Genomic DNA, 17,758 nt, shown 5'->3' with positions numbered 1-17,758 from the left:
CAGCGGCGACACGGCACGTCACACGAGGAGGGCATTCATGCCGGAAAGAAATCAGACGGAAGGGGCTTCAGGAATCGCACATGCGCTCCTGAAAGAGGTCGATCGATTCGACCGACCTACCGACCGAGGCTTTGCCGAGCTAGTCCACCGGTTCTCTCGCATTGAATTCGAGGTGCCAGAGGCATCGGATTCAGACGGATACCTGTGGCAATATGGGCCGGTGGACTGGTTCCCTGAGCCGACGTTCGTCTGCAACGTGATTCGCCAACTTGAAGTTGCAGACTCTTCGGGGGAGCATGAATGTTACGTTCACGTCCAGTTTGAGTTCAGATACCAGCTGGACAAGGAACTCGAGAATGTCGGGAGCGGATCAAAATGGTGGTTTCCTGAGGGGGAAGAAACACTGAATTCCTGGCTCGATTCACTGATGCGAACTCCTGCCATGAATCTACTTGCCTTGAGGATCCCGCGAGAGTTTGAAATCTCTCAAGACTACGCTTGATCCCTCCAAAGGTTCGCCCGAGCTGCGCTTCGGGATCGACTGATTCCTCGTGGCCGTGTACGAAAGAGGCCCTGCCGGTTTGCCCGGCAGGGCCTCGCTCGTTCTGGAACCAGGATGGTCGGTCAGCGGCCTTCAGCGCCGCCGCATGTCCGCCACCCGTGCCCGTTCCCCCGGCCGGGGTTCCGGCCCGGGCCCCGCGCTGCGGAGTTGAGGGCCGCCGCGGAGGCGCCCCGCCACCGTGATCTGGACGCCCTGGTCCGCCGGGGCGTGGAGATCCGTCACCGCCCGTTCATCGTGCGGCGGGGACTTATGACACGGCCCCCAGGACCCGAACGGGTCCTGGGGGCCGTGTCATGTGCGGCTCCCGGTGGTTACCAGGTGCCGGCCGTGGCCTGCCAGCTCTTCACCGGGGCTTCGAACCCGCCGTCGGTGCGGGCCTTGAAGCCGAAGATACTGGTGGCTCCGGAGCCGTAGTTGTACATGATCGCGACGTCGTCGCGGCCGTCCTTGTTGGAGTCACCGGACACCGGGTTCCCGGTGTTCTCCAGGTACCAGGAGTTCTCCGGGCTGCTCCAGCTCTGGAAGTCCTCGTTGACCCCGCCGTCGGCCTTTCCGGTCAGGGTGAAGATGGCCGAGCGGCCGTTGTCGTACCTGAACAGGATGGCGGCGTCGGCCCGGCCGTCGCCGTTGTAGTCGCCCGAGGTGAGCTTGCTCCTGTCGTAGCTCCAGTTGCCCGGGCTCCGGTTCCACGAACGGAAGGGAGCCGCGAAGCCGCCGTCGGTCTTGCCCAGCAGGGTGTACATCTCGACCGAGCCGTCGCCGTGGCCGTACATGGCGAGCATGTCGTCGCGGCCGTCGCCGTTGAAGTCACCGGTGACGTGCTTGGACTCGTTCCAGCACCAGCCACCCGCCACGGAACGCCAGCTCGGGAAGGAGAGGTTGAACGTACCGTCCGCCTGCGAGAGGAAGGTGTGGGTGCCGGTGGAGCAGCCGCCGTGGTCGAACATCATGCCCACGTCGTCGCGGCCGTCGCCGTTGAAGTCACCGGCAAAGATCTTGGACGACTTGGCGCTCCAGTTGCCCGCGCCGGTGTAAGCGCTGCGCGCCAGGGGCTTGAAGGTTCCGTCGGCCTGGCCGAGGAACGTGAACATCCCGTTGGAGCCGTCGTCGTAGCCGTACAGCGCGGCCAGGTCGTCGCGGCCGTCGCCGTTGAAGTCACCGGCGACCCACTGCGACTGGCTGACGCGCCAGTTCCACACGCCGCTGTTGTGGGCGAGCACGGGGGCGGCGAACTTGCCGTCGGTGCTGCCGGGCGCGACGTAGAGCGACATGGTGTCGTAGCCGTAGTCGTAGACGGTGGCGATGTCGGCGCGGCCGTCGCCGTTGAAGTCACCCCCCAGGTCGGTGCGCTTGTCCGCGGTGCGGTCGGTCGCCTTGTGCTCGACGCTGACGCCCGTGGTGTGGTTGTGGCGGATGTAGCCGCCCGAGAAGTCCTCGCGGGGGCCGCCGTAGACGTCGTACTCGTCCGACTGCGGGTATCCCAGGAAGCTCTTCTCGGCACCGAGGCTGACCCACTTCTCGCGGATCGTGCCGCGGACCGACCAGGCCTTGCCGGTGGTCGTCGTCCAGTAGATGGACGCGGTGTCGGCCGTCTGGCCCCGGTGGCGGAAGTGGTTGTAGCGGCCGACGCCGTCGGGGTGGTTGGTCTCGTCGGTGGTCGGGTAGCCGAGCGGGCCGCTGGGACCGCCGAGCTCGATGTACTTCTTGTAGATGGTGCCCCGGACGGACTGGCCGCCGAAGTCCCACGTCCAGTAGATGGCGCCCCCGGACCCGTCAGGTCCGCTGAAGGTGCTGAACCAGCCGACGTTGTCGAAGGTGAGGGCCTCGTCGGAGGTCGGGTAGCCCATGACGCCCTTCTCGGCGCCCAGGCTCATCCACTTCTGGCGGATGCCGTTGACGACCGTCCAGGCGCCGCTGCTCGGGTGCCAGTAGATGGACCCGTTGTCGCTGGTCTCGCCGTCCTTGCGGAAGTGCACGAAGCGTCCCACGGCGTCGGACGATTCGGTGATGTCGGTGGTCGGGTAGCCGAGGGTCGCGGTGCCGCCCTTGGCGAGGAACTTCGCCAGGATCGGCCCGCACAGCTGGCGGGCGGTGGTGGTACCGGGCTTGGTGAACGCCTGGCACTCGGACCACGGCGTGCCGCCGAGGACCAGCTTGCGGCCGGGACCGAAGGCGGAGCCGCTGGTCAGGACGCGGCCCGGGAACTCGGTGATCTGGCCGTTGCCGTCGCGCGACCACAGGTCGGCGTAGCCGTCCTTCTCGAAGTCGCCGTCGGTGGACAGGTGCGGGTAGGCAGCGCCGGTGAAACCGGTGCCGATGGAGGTCGTCCGGACGGCCGCGTCGCGGTACACCGTCAGGTCGATCATCGCGGGCGACGTGTTGGTGGTGGTCTTCTTGCTGGTGTACTGGTGGATCTTGCCGCTGACCGTGTCGCGGACCCAGATCTCCGGCAGCGTGTCGCCGTTCAGGTCACCGGGAGCCATGACGGTCATGTTCTGCCAGTCGGCGTTGCCGAGCAGGATCGGCTCGAGGCCGGGGAGGTCGACCAGGCCGGTCGGCGTCCCGAAGTAGAGCCACAGCTTGGCGCCCTCCTTGACCAGCATGTCGGGCACGTCGCTGTCGTCGATCTTGGCGTCGCCGTTGTCGTCGTTGACGCTGCCGATCGACACGACCTGGTCGGCCTGTGCCCAGTGGTTGTTCGCCGCGTCGTCGATGGCCGACACCTCGAACGCGTTGGCGTCCAGGGGCCGGAGGTCGCCGTCACCCTTGCCGGGGTAGACCCACAGGGTGTTGCGGCTGGCGTCGCCGTTCTGCGGCCGCAGGGCGAGGAGGTCCTCGTAGTAGTCCTCGTTCCAGCTGCTGCGGTGGCTCAGCGACTTGACGTTGCCGAAGGAAGCGTGGTTCAGCTTCCTGGACAGGTCGAACGAGCCGTCGCCCTTGCCCGGGTGCATCCACAGCTGGCCCGAGCCCGGGTCGACGCTCCACAGATCGACGGTGCCGTCGCCGTTGAGGTCACCGGGCTTGTCGCGGGTCGGCTGGCGCTTGGCGTAGAAGAGGTACGACTTCAGGTCCGAGCGGTTGCCGGAGGCGTCCAGGCTGCGGACGTACATCACCTGCGGGCCGGCCGTGGTCGGGGTGTACCTGACGTCCACCGAGCCGCCGGCCGCGGCCGGGGTGGCCACCTGGACCTTCGGGTCGGACTCGGTCCACCACTCGTACTTGGTGATGTCGGTCTCGCCGCCGGAGGTCAGCTTGAAGGTTCCCTCGGTGCGGGCGTAGGCGGTGTTGTCGGGATCCCCGGGGAACTGCACCGAGGACACGCCCGGCAGAGAGCCCGGGCGGGTCGTGTCGATGGTGAACAGGCACTGGCCGGCCCAGGGGCCGTCCGCGGTTCCGTCGTTGCCCCGCACGTCCCACCGGTAGGTGTTACTGCCGAGCGGTGCGGCGGGGATCCTCAGCTGGGCCATGTTGCCGCTGGTCACGGGGACCCGGGCGGTCTTCAGCGTGCCGTAGTCGTTCGCGTTCCAGTAGTGGAACTCGGCGGACAGCGAGTTGTCCTCGTTGTCCGCGATGCGGGCGCGCAGGACGATCTCGTCGGTCGTGCCAATCGGTGCGCCGCCGGTGCAGGAGACCGACGGGTCGGAGCTGCGGTCGTACGGGGTGGCGGGCGGCGTGTTGTACCGGGTCGAGATGCGGGCGCTGTCCGGGTTGAACTTGCGCCAGGACACGTCGATGGTGTCGTTGGCGGACTTCAGACCCATGGTCCACGCCGGCCAGTGGAAGCGGGCGGCGTCGGCGACCGCGGAGGTCACGTTCAGCTCGATGGTGTCGCCGTCGCCGGGGCAGTTACGGCCGCCGAAGGACTGGCCGGAGGCGTCGACCATGCGCTTCCAGGCGGGCTGGTTGTTCCACGTGGTGCCGCCGCCGATGGCGTCGGTGTCCCAGATCTGGAGCTGACCGGACTGGCAGCTCCAGGAGCCCGCGTACTTCTGCTGGATGCGGAAGGTGGACTCGAGGATCTGCTTGTCCCACACGCTGCCCATGCCGACCTGGAAGAAGGTCTTGGCGCAGACGGTCCCGCCGTTGGCGCTGTCCTTGGCGCAGCCGACGCGGGCTTCCTTGCTGAGGGTGCCGCCGTTCCAGTAGTTGGTGTTGGCGGAGTTGGCGAAGGCGGTGTGCTTGTACGCGATCGCCCAAGCCGACTTCCAGTCGTCCCGCCACACCGGGTCGATGACGACCGGGTAGGTGGTCTCCGCGGCCGTGAGCAGCTTGCGGTCGGGCGTCAGGGTGAGCTTGGAGCCCTTGAGGTCGACACCGAGGTCGGCCTCCTTGGACCCGTTGGAGATGCCGTCGACGGCGGGCACCGGAGGGACCGGCGGGACCGAGCCCTGAGCTACGGCCTCGGCGGCCGGGGCCGCCTGCAGGGCGGAGGTCTTGGGGGCCGCGGCCTTCGGGGCGGCGGTCTTCGGGGCGGCGGTCTTCGGGTCCGCGGTCTTCGGGTCCGCGGTCTTCGGGTCCGCGGTCTTCGGGTCCGGGGCCGTGGACGGCGTCGGGCCGGTCGTCCCGGCGGTGGACTCGGGGAGGATCTTCTCGGCGCCGGAGTCCCACATCTGCGGCTTGGCCGCGCTGAACAGGGCCTTGCCGGCCGGGTCCAGGGCGCGGAGCTCGCCGTTGGCCTCCTTGCGGATCGTGACGCCGTTGCCCTCGAGGCCGAAGTCGAGGGTGGCGAGGGCCGGGTTCTCGGCGGCCTTGCGCGTCTTGACCACGATCTGGTGCGAGAAGCCGTTCACGTCGGCGATGACCCGCAGGTCCACACCGTCCAGGACGTTCGCGTACGTGGCGCTGTTGCCCTCCAGCTTCGGCGCGGGCAGCGCCTTCGGCCAGGTCAGGGAGACGTCGCGGCCGTCCTTGCGCATGGTGACCAGGGCACCGGTGCCCCCGCCGGAGAAGGAGAGGCCGACGGCGGTGGCCGCGGGGGCTATCCGCCCGTCCGCCGCCTTCGCGAGCGTGGTGTCCGCATCGACGAGCTTGCCGCCACGGTAGACGCGTACCGGAACCAACGCGTGGTTCGCAGTGAGCGTTCCATCAGGGTTCGCCCAAACGTCGTCCGTCTCCGTGCGCTTCGAGTGGATCTCGACGGGCTTGCCGGACTTCTTCGCCTCGCTCTTGGCGTTCGTCTCCGCGGCGGCGTCGGCCAGGCGCTCCTTGGCCTTGTCGGCCGCGGCGGCGTTGGGTGTGCCGGCCGCGGCGGCCGGCAGGCCGCCGAGCAACGTCGCGGTCAGCGCGGCGGTCAGCACGGTTGCCGTGGCGAGCACCGGTGTTCTGCGGGAGTGCGGATCATCGACGCGGGCACGCGTCGGGAGTGGTCTCACTGACAGGTCCTCAAGAGTTGATGCGGTGGCCGCACGGGGCGGCGACCGGTGGCTGAGACGACCTCCCACCAATGGCTTGTTTTAAGCCATGCTGGCGATTGGTCACCGACTGTTCGAATGATTTGTAGCAGCCGGGGCAACAGTTTCCAGCCGGAAGACTTTCATGGGCCCCGAGCATGAGCAGGCCCGACAAGAACCCCGCCCAAATTTGATCAACTTCGCTGTACAACCTTTTGGCACGTTGCTGACCGGGCAATCTCTGTTAAATCTGCGTCATCAGACGACCCGTCACCCTTCGACGCACAGCGGGTTCGCTTGTTAGGTTCAGCGCCGTTGCCCACTAGCGCGGTGTCCTGTTTCGCCGCGCGCGACGGCTTGGAGTGTTCGAATCTTGAGAAGATCCCAGGCGCACGCCTTGCGTGCGCCTTTGAGGCGTGTCTGGCGGTGGCCGATACCGGTGCTGGCGCTCAGCATGCTGACCGCCGGGCTCACCGCCACCCCCGCCATGGCGGGCGAATCCGATCTGAAGCGGCCGGGCTTGCAGAAGCTCACCAAGGTCGGCGGAGCGCCCGTCACCGGCAAGCCCGCAGCGGGCCCCGCCGAATCGCAGAAGAAGGCGTGGAAGTCCTCCGCGCCGAAGATCGCCTGGCCGAAGGCGGGTACGGCGGAGATCGCCCTTCCCGACGCGTCCGCACCGCCGGTCGTCAGCCTGAAGTCGGCCCCCCAGGGGACGGCCGGGGCGTTCGCCCTCGGCCCGTCGAAGGCCCCGGGCAACCCCGTCAAGGCGGGCACCCTCCCGGTCACCTTCGCTGCGCTCCCGGCCTCGGCCGCGGCGGCCGGACCCAAGGCCGCCCAGAAGTCCGCGCAGGAGGCCGCGCCGCAGTCCGACGCGTCCGCAGTGCCGGTGAAGCTGAAGGTCGACCTGCTCGACCAGGCCGCCGCGAAGAAGGCCGGCCTGGCCAACAGCCTGCTGCTGAACGTGAAGCGCACCGACGCCGGCACGACTGCAGCTCCGGTCTCGGTGGAGCTCGACTACAACGCGTTCAAGAACGCCTACGGCGGCAGCTGGGGTTCCCGGCTGCGCTTCACGGCGATCCCCACGTGTGCGCTGACCACGCCGAACAAGCCCGAGTGCAAGGGCAGCGTTCCGGTCACCACGAAGAACGACCCGGTGACCGGGAAGCTGATCGCCACCTTCACGGCGCCCTCCGCTACCGCTCCCGCCCCGCAGGCCGCGTCGTCCGACAAGGCCGGCATGAACCTGTCCTCGGCCTCGTCGGTGACCGCGACCGCTGCGAGCACCGGCAGCATGACGCTGGCCGCGAGCCCGGGCGCCGACGGCGCGAACGGCACGTACAAGGCCACTTCCCTGAACCCGTCGGGTGCCTGGCAGGCCGGCGGCTCGGCGGGTGACTTCTCGTGGTCCTACCCGATGGACATCCCCGCTTCGCTGGGCGGTCCGAGCCCCTCGCTGTCGCTGGGCTACTCCAGCGCGCAGATCGACGGCCGTACGTCGGCCTCCGCGCAGCAGACCTCGTGGGTCGGTGACGGCTGGGATCTGGCCTCGAACTACATCGAGCGGGGCTACGTCCCCTGCAGCCAGGACAAGCTGGCCGGCTCCGGGTTCAACAACCCGAAGGACGACACCGGCGACCTCTGCCACGGCGCACCGATGGTCACCCTGTCGCTGAACGGCGGCTCCACGCAGCTGGTCCTGGACGACGCCACCAAGAAGTGGCGCCCCGCCAAGGACGACGGCTCGCGGGTCGAACTGCTCCAGGGCGCCCAGAACGGCGACAAGGAGGGTGACCACTGGAGGTTCACCAACCCCCAGGGCATCCAGTTCTACTTCGGTCTGAACAGGCTGGCCGGCTGGGCGACGGGCAAGCCCGTCACCAACTCCGCCTGGACGGTTCCGGTCTACGGCAACCAGCCCGGTGAGCCCTGCTACAACGCGGTGTTCGCCGACGCGGTCTGCGACCAGGCCTACCGCTGGAACCTCGACTACGTCGTGGACCCGCGGGGCAACGCGATGACCTACTGGTATCAGAAGGAGGTCAACTACTACGGGTCGAACTACAAGATCGCGGGTGGCTCCACCGCCCGTGCGTACGACCGTTCCGGCTGGCTGGACCACATCTCCTACGGCCTGCGCAACGACAACCTGTTCACCGAGGCCCCGGCCCAGGTGAACTTCACCGTCGCCGAACGCTGCCTCGTCACCGCGACGTTCGACTGCGCGCCGGAGAAGCTGAAGCCGGAAGTCGCCTGGGACATCGCCAAGAACTGGCCCGACACCCCCGGTGACCAGCTCTGCGCGGCGGGCGAGGAGTGCAAGGGACGGTTCACGCCGACCTTCTTCACCCGCAAGCGCCTGACCGAGATCAGCACCTCGGTCTGGGACGGCACCGCCCGCAAGCCTGTGGACTCCTGGAAGCTCACCCAGGACTTCCCGATGACCGGCGACGGCACGGACTACCCGCTGTGGCTCGGCGAGATCAAGCACACCGGCCAGAACGGGGCCGACACCCCGCTCCCGCCGGTGAAGTTCCGCGGCAAGCAGCTCCCCAACCGGGTCGACGGCGCCGCAGACGGCAAGCCGCCGTACCTCCGCTACCGCATCGAGGCGATCGACAGCGAGACCGGCTCGACGATCCTTGCGCACTACAAGGACCCCGAGTGCCGCGCCGCCGACCCGCGCGTCATGCCGGCCTCGCCGGAAACCAACACGCTGCGCTGCTACCCGGTCGTCTCCGAGATCCCGGACCCGAACGATCCCTCGCACGAGAAGAAGCTCTACGTCACCGACTGGTTCCACAAGCACGTCGTCGACTGGGTCCAGGAGGAGGACCGCAACGGCAACTCGCCCACGCGGCGCACCGAATACCAGTTCCTCGGCAACCCGGCCTGGGCCTACGACGACGAGACCGAGACGATGCGTCCCAAGACGCGCACCTGGTCTCAATGGCGCGGCTATGAGCGGGTGCGCACCTTCATCGGCTCGGCCCCGGACAAGCGCTCGCAGACGGAGACGCTGTTCTTCCGCGGCCTGGACGGTGACCGGGCGACGCCTACGGGCGGCAAGCGGTCGGTCAAGGTCAAGGACTCCGAGGGCAACGAGATCGCGGACCACCGCCTCTACGCCGGCCAGACCCGCGAGGTCCTGGCCTACAACGGCGAAGGCGGCGCGCTGGAGGCCGCGACCACGTACACCCCGTGGATCTACGGCCCCACCGCGACCCGCCTGCGCCCGGGCGCGACCGCCGAGGAGGCGATCGAACCTCAGCAGTCGTTCGTCCAGCAGACCACGGGCGTCAACTCCCGAATCCTGCTCTCCGACGGCCGCGGCTGGCGCCGTACGGCGATGAGCACGGTCTACGACAACCGCGGCTTCGCCCAGTCGGTATCGAACCTCGGGGACATGGCCGACCCGTCGGACGCCAGCTGCACCCGCTACGAGTACGACTCGGACGAGACGCGCTGGATCATCGCCCGCCAGAAGCGGATCGAGACGGTCGCCAAGTCCTGCACGGCGACAGACGTCAAGCGCCCCGAGGACGTGACCTCGGACGCGCGGATGTACTACGACGCTGTCGGCAATCTGAAGTCCACGGAGTCGCTGTCCGGTTACTCCAACGGCACCCCGCTCTACACGACGGACGGAAGCGCGACCTTCGACGCGTACGGCCGTATGAAGACCACGACCGACGTGTTCGGGAAGACCTCCAAGGTCGACTACACGCCCGCCTCGGGTCAGATCGTCACCAAGGTCGTCACCACCAACCCGGCCGGTCACACCGAGACGACGGAGACCGACCAGGGCCGCGGCTCCATCCTGGCCAAGCAGGACACCAACGGCCGCCGCCAGGTGATGCAGTACGACGGCCTCGGCCGGCTGCTGAAGGTTTGGTCCCCGGACCGAGACCCGCTTTCGAAGTCGCCCGACGGCGAGTTCTCCTACGACGTCCGCACCGACGGTCCGGTCGTCATCAGCAACAAGAGTCTGCTGGACGACGGCACCTACCGCACCAGCTATGACATCTACGACAGCAGCCTGCGGATCCGCCAGACCCAGATGGAGGCCCTGGGAGGCGGTCGGCTCATCTCCGACACCTTCTACAACAGCCTCGGCCAGGTCTGGAAGAGCAACGGCGCCTACTACACCGACGGTGCCCCCTCCGGCGTCCAGTGGGCCCCGAAGGACAACGAGGTCCCGTCCTCGACGATGACCGAGTACGACGGCTCCGGCCGCTCGGTCGCGCAGATCTCCCGCAAGTTCGGCCTGGAGACCTCCCGTACGACCACCTCGTACGGCGGCGACAACATCACCGTCGATCCGCCCAAGGGGGAAACCCCCACCCGGGCCTTCCTCGACGGCGCGGGCCGCAAGACGGAACTGCGGCTCTTCCGCTCCGACTCGCCGACCGGCGAGTACGACAAGATGCTCTACTCGTACAACCAGCGCGGCGCCATGGAGTCGATCGTCAACCAGGCGGGCGACAAGTGGGGCTTCGAGTACGACATCCGCGGTCGCCAGACCAAGCAGACGGACCCCGAAAAGGGCACGGCGACCATGACGTACGGCCAGGGGGACCGACTGGCCACCCTGACCGATGCCCGCGGCAAGGTCATCGCCCCCGAGTACGACGACCTGGGCCGTGTCATCGCCACCCATGAGGGTTCGCTGACGGGTCCGAAGCTCACGTCGACCACCTACGACACCCTGCCGGGTGCCGTCGGCCTGCCGGTCGCATCGACCCGCTATGTCAACGGCAACGCCTACACGCAGGAGGTGACCGGCTACGACAGCGAGTACCGCCCGACGGGGACGAAAATCACCATCCCCGCGTCGGAAGGTGCCCTCGCCGGTTCGTACAGCTTCTCCAACGGATACCGGCCGAACACCGGCCTGACGGCCTGGACGAACCAGCCCGCCGTCGGCGGCCTGCCCGCCGAGCTAACCAGCATCAAGTACAACCACCTCGAACTGCCCACCATCATGGGCATCCAGGGCAAGACCTTCGTCGGCAAGGTCGACTACTCGCCCATGGGCGACGTCCTGCGCACCGAGTCCGGCCCGGCCGGATCCCAGGTCTACTCGACGAACTTCTTCGACGAGCAGACCCGCCGCCTCACCCGGACGGTCAACGACAAGGAACAGTCGCCCAGCCGGATCAACGACACGTCCTACGACTACGACGCCGTCGGCAACATCCTCAAGGTCACCGACAAGGAAGGCCCGACCGCCACTGCCGACGTGCAGTGCTTCGCCTACGACTACCTGCGCCGTATGAACGAGGCGTGGACCGCGACGGACGACTGCGCGGCCCAGCCCGGCGCATCCGGTCCCGGCTCCAAGCCTCAGGTCGGCGGCCCGAGCGCCTACTGGAACTCGTACAGCTTCGACGCGGCGGGCAACCGCACCAAGGAGGTCCAGCACTCCCCGACCGGTGACCTCACCAAGGACGTCACCCGCACCTACACCTACGGCACTCCCGGCCAGGCCGGCGCCAACAGGCTGCAGAAGGTAGACACCACCGGACCGGGCGGCTCCCGCACCGAGTCCTACACGTACGACGAGACGGGCAACACCAAGACCCGCACCATCCAGGGCAACACCCAGAACCTGGAGTGGGATGCCTCGGGCAAGCTGGCGAAGGTCACCAAGGGCACCGAGACGACCGACTTCGTCTACGACGCCGGCGGCAACCGCCTGATCAGGCGCGAGCCGTCGGGTACCACGCTGTATCTGCCGGGCACCGAGGTCAAGCTCACGACGGCGGGCAAGCTGGAGGGCACCCGCTACTACGCCCACCCGGCCGGCCCGACCATGGTCAAGACGGCCAAGGACGGCGTCATCACGACGTCGTACCTGATGGGCGACAAGAACGGCACGGCGACCACCGCGGTGGACGCCACCACCATGGCGGTCACTCGCCGCAAGTTCATGCCGTACGGCGAGGTCCGCGGTGCGGCCCCGTCCATATGGCCGGGGAAGAAGAACTTCGTCGGCGGAGAGCTCGACGAAAGCACCGGGCTCGTGCATTTGGGTGCACGTGAGTACGACCCGTCCACGGGTCGGTTCCTGTCGGTCGACCCCGTCGTCGACTTCAACGAGCCCAAGCAGCAGAACCCGTACGTCTACGCGAACAACTCGCCGGTCACGTTCAGCGACCCCAGCGGCCTGTCGATCGCACCTCCCACGATGCCGATCAAGGACTTCTCGGACGCCGAGGCGGCCTGGGCCAACATGATCCAGGGCAAGAGCGCCCTGGACATCGCGCTCGAAGTCGCCATGGGCATCCTCAAGGACGCCTCCGGCTACAACGACATCCGCGACTGCCTGGGCGGCGACTGGGGCGCATGCGCCGGACTCGCCCTGGATGCCGCACTGCCCTTCGCGGGCCGCGCCAAGCGCATCCTCAAGGCGCTGGACCGAGCCTGGGACGCCTTCAATAGCTGGTCGCACAAACTCGCCCTCGCCCGCGACATCCTCAGGCGGGTCGAGCGCTACCAGCAGGCCATGGCCAAATACGCCGAAGACCTCGCCGAATGGAAGCGGCAGATAGAAGAAGCCGCCGAACGCGCGAGAAAACTGGAGGAAGAGGCAGCGGCGGCCCGAAGAAGGGTTCAAGAGGCAGCCGCCGCAGCCGCCAAGAAGGCCGATGAGGCCAAGGCGGCGGCGGCCAAGCAGGGCAAGGCCTCCGCACAAAAGGCCAAGAAGGCCGACGGAGACGGCAAGGCGTCGAAGTCCTCGGAGACGAAGAAGGCCGACTCCCCGAAGAAGTCGAACGGCAAGGATTCCGACAGCGGCGGCTCGCAGCAGGGCGAAACCTGCAACAGCTTCGTGCCCGGCACGAAGGTCCTTATGGCCGACGGCTCGTCCAAGCCCATTGAGGACGTCGCCATCGGCGACGAGGTCGTGGCCACCAACGCGGAGTCCGGTGCCACCACGGCTCAGCCGGTCGTCGCGCAGATCATCGGCGAGGGTCAGAAGAACCTGGTCGAGATCACGATCGACACCGATGGCGCAGCAGGTGACGCCTCCGAGAAGCTGACCGCAACCGACGGTCACCCCTTCTGGGCCCCGAGCCTGGACAGGTGGCTGAAAGCTACCGACCTCACGGCCGGCCAGTGGCTCCAGACCTCCTCCGGTACCTGGGTTCAGGTCACCGAGGTCCAGCGCTGGACCCAGCAGAAGAAGGTCCGCAACCTCACCGTTGCCAGCGAGCACACGTACTACGTGCTCGCCGGGGCCGCTCCAATCCTTGTCCACAATTGCAACGTGGCATTGGGGCAGAAGGGGGAGGGAACCTACGCTTGGGCGGAGAGCAAGGACTTCAAGCACTTCGGCAAGCTCGGCAAGGATGAGTGGCAGGGGCCTGTGGAGGCTGCTATCCGGGACACGTCCAACAACCTTCATGTGAACATGAAGGGTATGGGCAGCTTCAAAGAATCGGCCATGGACGGACTCAAGCCGGGGCACCCATATGCCACGGATGTGGAGTTCGGCATGATAGCCAGGGCCGTCGTACACGGTGGCCGTAAATGGTCATCCATCACATTCTATCGACCAAACGCCAAGGGAGTCCTCGAGCCTTTCTCGATCCCGGAGCCGGATTGGTCGACGATGGGTAGGATCAGGCCTTATATCAATTAGGTCTGTGAGCACCGTGTCGAGTTCGGAGGGAGGCTCTGCGATGACGGAATCGATCAAGGGCGATCTGTATCCTGACATCGTCGCGATGGGTGGTCTCATCTCGGCGATGGAGGGTGTCGCCCGAAAGAAGGGCATCGACTTGGGTCGGGTCTACAGTCAGTACACATCGGGGCCGGGGCTTTTCGTCACGGCTGAGGTCGATTCATCTCGAGGAAGGATCTCCGTGTCGCTGGGCGACTGGAGCAGAGCATTCCACCTCGGGATCCAGGAGAATCGATTCATTTGGGCCGATGGCGTGACTGAGGACCTCGAAGAGGTGGTCATGGCATGCACCGCATGGCGCGACGGTACGCCAGTGGAAAACTTCGCCGAGAAGTTCCACTTCATGACTCCCGGTCGGCTGGCCAGAGCTCGCGAGACAGGTGAATCGACTCCGGCTCAGTGGAAATGGCTGCGAACCTCGGAGATGTTCGCCGAGGAGCGCCCCCTAGTGGAAGCATTTCGCGCGGATGGCCGATTCAATGACCTCTTCCCCAACCTCAGCCACGGGACTCTGCGACTCAGCACGAATTACGGGATTGAGGGGTCCCAGGAAATACATGTAATCCCGACACCCGGAGGCACCTACCGAGTGGAGGACACTGCAGCCCCAGGTCCGGGCAGGCTCGCCGCCTCTCTGGAGGAAGCTCTTGCAGCAGCCGCCGAATCCCTGAGTGGCGACTGATCTGGGGTTTCCGGTACTCCAACCGAACAGCAACGAAAGGCGATGCCTGTAGGTCTGGGCAACACGGGCTCGTGTTGCCCAGACCGCGGGCCGTTCATGCAGACGCCCGGCTGGGGTTTCCCAGCCGGGCGTCTTGCGTGGGCGGCCGTCGACGAGCGGCAGCACGACCCTCATTCGTATGGCCTCACAGCCGAAGCCCTCTGCGCGGACGCCCCTCACCGCCGCCGCATGTCCGCAACCCGCGCCCGTTCCCCCGGCTGCGGCTCCGGCATGGCGCCCGCGCTGCGGAGCTGGGGGCCGCCTCGGCGTTGGACCGGGAGGGGGGAGTCGCGGCGGGGGCGGCGGCCCGGGGGGATGCCGTCGCCGGAGGACGCGCCGGGCATGCCCGCGCCGGCCACCGTGATCTGGACTCCCTGGTCCGCCAGGGCCTGGAGTTCCGTGGCCGCGCGGTCGTCGTGGGGCGGGGGCTCGTCCGTCACCAGGCGGGTCATCACGTCGGTCGGCACCGTCTGGAACATGGTGTCGGTGCCGAGCTTCGTGTGGTCCGCGAGGACCACCACCTCCGCCGCCGCCTGGACCAGGGCCCGGTCCACGCTCGCGGAGAGCATGTTGGACGTGGACAGGCCGCGCTCCGCGGTCAGGCCGCTGCCCGAGAGGAAGGCGCGGGAGACGCGGAGGCCCTGGAGGGACTGCTCGGCGCCGCTGCCGACGAGGGCGTAGTTGGAGCCGCGCAGGGTGCCGCCGGTCATCACCACCTCTACCCGGTTGGCATGGGCCAGCGCCTGGGCGACGAGCAGCGAGTTGGTGACGACGGTCAGTCCGGGCACCCGGGCGAGCCGGCGGGCCAGCTCCTGGGTCGTGGTGCCCGCGCCGACGACGACGGCCTCGCCCTCTTCGACGAGGGAGGCCGCGACATCGGCGATGGCGGTCTTCTCCGCCGTCGCGAGATGGGACTTTTGCGGGAAGCCGGATTCACGGGTGAAACCGCCCGGCAGCACCGCACCGCCGTGCCGGCGGTCGAGGAGTCCTTCTGCCTCCAGTGCCCGCACGTCCCGCCGTACGGTCACTTCGGAGGTCTGGACGACGCGGGCGAGCTCCCGGAGCGACACCGCTCCGTTGGCCCGCACCATTTCGAGGATCAATTGGCGACGTTCTGCAGCGAACACGAAACTGACAGTAACCCCAACGACCGTCTGCTTTCAGCTCCTTGCGCCGGAATACCGAAGTTGTCCATATGGCCGGGCGACTAGTGGTATACGCGGCCCGAGAGGCGGGTGAACACCCGGCGCCGGGACGGCCCACCGCCCCAAAGCCCTTGCAGTATGGGGCGGTTGGGGCGGATCAGGCCTCCCCGGCCGCCTTCCGCGTGTGCAGCTGGCGGGCCACCTCGGCGATCGAACCCGACAGGGAGGGGTACACCGTGAACGCGTTTGCGATCTGCTCGACCGTCAGGTTGTTGTCGACCGCGATCGAGATCGGGTGGATCAGCTCGCTCGCGCGCGGGGAGACGACCACACCGCCGACGACGATGCCGGTGCCCGGGCGGCAGAACATCTTCACGAAGCCGTCCCGGATGCCCTGCATCTTGGCGCGCGGGTTGCGCAGCAGCGGGAGCTTGACGACCCGCGCGTCGATCTTGCCGGCGTCCACGTCGGCCTGGGTGTAGCCGACGGTGGCGATCTCGGGGTCGGTGAAGACGTTCGACGACACCGTCTTCAGGTTCAGCGGGGCCACCGCGTCACCGAGGAAGTGGTACATCGCGATCCGGCCCTGCATGGCGGCCACGGAGGCCAGCGCGAAGATGCCGGTGACGTCGCCGGCCGCGTACACGCCGGGCGACGACGTACGCGAGACCTTGTCGGTCCAGATGTGCCCGGAGTCCTTGAGCCGGACCCCGGACTCCTCCAGGTTCATGTCCTTGGTGTTGGGGATGGCGCCGACCGCCATCAGGCAGTGGGTGCCCGTGATCACCCGGCCGTCGGAGAGGGTGACCTCGACCCGGTCGCCGACGCGCTTGGCCGACTCGGCGCGGGAGCGGCCGATGACGTTCATGCCGCGCCGCCGGAAGACGTCCTCCAGGACGGCGGCGGCGTCGGGGTCCTCGCCCGGCAGCACGCGGTCGCGGGAGGAGACCAGCGTCACCCGGGAGCCGAGGGCCTGGTACGCGCCGGCGAACTCGGCGCCGGTCACACCCGAGCCGACCACGATGAGCTCCTCGGGGAGCTCGTCGAGGTCGTAGACCTGGGTCCAGTTCAGGATCCGCTCGCCGTCGGGCATGGCGTCCGGGATCTCGCGGGGGTGCCCGCCGGTCGCGATCAGCACGGCGTCGGCGGTCAGGATGGTCTCCGTACCGTCGGCGGCCGTGACGATGACGTCCCGCGTGCCGTCGATGCCCTGCGGGCCGCCGAGCTTGCCGCGGCCCCGTACGACGCGGGCGCCGGCCCGGGTGACGGAGGCGGTGATGTCGTGCGACTGGGCGAGGGCGAGGCGCTTGACACGCCGGTTCACCTTGCCGAGGTCGACGCCGACGACGCGCGCGGCCTGCTCGATGTGCGGGGTGTCGTCGGCGACGACGATGCCGAGCTCCTCGTACGACGAGTCGAAGGTCGTCATGACCTCGGCAGTCGCGATGAGGGTCTTGGAGGGTACGCAGTCGGTCAGGACCGAGGCCCCGCCCAGGCCGTCGCAGTCCACGACGGTCACCTCCGCGCCGAGCTGGGCCCCTACCAGGGCCGCCTCGTACCCGCCGGGTCCGCCGCCGATGATCACGATCCGGGTCACGAAAACTCCGCCTCACGTCTACCCGGCCGGCTGCCGCCCCGGCCGGTGGTCCGGGGGGTCTCCCCGGGGGATGCATTCCGTGCCCCATTGTCCCGCACGCTTCAAGGTGCTTCTCCCCCGGTCCGGCCATCCGGGCGCCGTCCCGGCAGCATCCGGGCGGATCCGGGCACGCGGTCGGCCCCGGCCCTCCCGTACCCTCGACCTCATGTCGCTCTACGCCGCGTACGCCGGCAACCTCGACCCGCGGCTGATGACGCGCCGCGCTCCCCATTCGCCGCTGCGCGGCACGGGCTGGATCAACGACTGGCGGTTGACCTTCGGCGGCGAGCAGATGGGCTGGGAGGGTGCGCTGGCGACGATCGTCGAAGCGCCGCGCCACCAGGTCTTCGTCGCCCTGTACGACGTCGCGCCGCTGGACGAGGACTCGATGGACCGGTGGGAGGGCGTGGGCCTCGACATCTACCGCCGCATGCGGATCCGCGTCCACACGCTGGACGGCGAGGAGGCGGCCTGGGTGTACGTCCTGAACGGCTACGAGGGCGGCCTGCCGTCGGCGCGCTACCTGGGCGAGATCGCCGACGCCGCCGAGTCCGCGGGCGCGCCGCACGACTACGTGATGGAACTCCGCAAGCGCCCCTGCTAGTGCTGTGACCGGAAAG

At 68.0% G+C, this 17,758-nt stretch carries 7 protein-coding genes; 4 read left to right on the top strand and 3 right to left on the bottom strand.

What is annotated here, in order from left to right; genetic code table 11:
* Positions 1-37 precede the first annotated feature (37 nt).
* Positions 38-502 carry a hypothetical protein gene (locus J7E94_RS19500; protein WP_215017106.1) on the top strand — a complete coding sequence of 155 codons (465 nt, stop codon included), beginning with the start codon at positions 38-40 and terminating at the stop codon, positions 500-502.
* A gap of 371 nt (positions 503-873) precedes the next feature.
* Here the strand turns inward: J7E94_RS19500 and J7E94_RS35750 are convergent, their stop codons facing one another.
* Positions 874-5,934 carry an FG-GAP-like repeat-containing protein gene (locus J7E94_RS35750; protein ID WP_215017104.1) on the bottom strand — a complete coding sequence of 1,687 codons (5,061 nt, stop codon included), beginning with the start codon at positions 5,932-5,934 and terminating at the stop codon, positions 874-876.
* 457 nt (positions 5,935-6,391) lie between these two features.
* On the opposite strand from J7E94_RS35750, the gene J7E94_RS19490 reads away from it, so the two are divergent.
* Both J7E94_RS19490 and J7E94_RS19485 read left to right on the top strand, forming a co-directional pair.
* Positions 6,392-13,594, top strand: coding sequence for an RHS repeat-associated core domain-containing protein (locus tag J7E94_RS19490; protein ID WP_215017102.1), 7,203 nt, complete (start codon positions 6,392-6,394; stop codon positions 13,592-13,594).
* A 40-nt stretch (positions 13,595-13,634) separates the two neighbouring features.
* Positions 13,635-14,318 (top strand): DUF6193 family natural product biosynthesis protein, encoded by a 684-nt coding sequence (locus J7E94_RS19485; protein ID WP_215017100.1) that lies wholly within the window; start codon positions 13,635-13,637, stop codon positions 14,316-14,318.
* Positions 14,319-14,533: 215 nt separating this feature from the next.
* Here the strand turns inward: J7E94_RS19485 and J7E94_RS19480 are convergent, their stop codons facing one another.
* Complete coding sequence (locus tag J7E94_RS19480) at positions 14,534-15,484, bottom strand: DeoR/GlpR family DNA-binding transcription regulator (RefSeq protein ID WP_215017098.1); 951 nt, start codon at positions 15,482-15,484, stop codon at positions 14,534-14,536.
* A gap of 175 nt (positions 15,485-15,659) precedes the next feature.
* The gene (locus J7E94_RS19475) at positions 15,660-17,099 is read right to left on the bottom strand and encodes an NAD(P)H-quinone dehydrogenase (protein WP_215017096.1); all 1,440 of its coding nucleotides are present in this window, start codon (positions 17,097-17,099) and stop codon (positions 15,660-15,662) included.
* A gap of 205 nt (positions 17,100-17,304) precedes the next feature.
* Between J7E94_RS19475 and J7E94_RS19470 the strand changes: the two genes are divergently transcribed.
* On the top strand, positions 17,305-17,742 hold the full coding sequence (locus J7E94_RS19470) for a gamma-glutamylcyclotransferase (RefSeq protein ID WP_215017095.1): 438 nt from the start codon (positions 17,305-17,307) through the stop codon (positions 17,740-17,742).
* Positions 17,743-17,758: the final 16 nt, after the last annotated feature.

The organism is Streptomyces sp. ISL-94, assembly GCF_018614075.1.
Taxonomy (GTDB): Bacteria; Actinomycetota; Actinomycetes; order Streptomycetales; family Streptomycetaceae; genus Streptomyces.
This window is presented reverse-complemented; position numbering and strand designations above follow the sequence as displayed.

Bases quoted from the DNA above. Each gene is read 5' to 3' on its own strand.
- J7E94_RS19500 (WP_215017106.1), top strand. From the start codon at position 38: ATGCCGGAAAGAAATCAGACGGAAGGGGCTTCAGGAATCGCACATGCG.
- J7E94_RS19485 (WP_215017100.1), top strand. From the start codon at position 13,635: ATGACGGAATCGATCAAGGGCGATCTGTATCCTGACATCGTCGCGATG.
- J7E94_RS19470 (WP_215017095.1), top strand. From the start codon at position 17,305: ATGTCGCTCTACGCCGCGTACGCCGGCAACCTCGACCCGCGGCTGATG.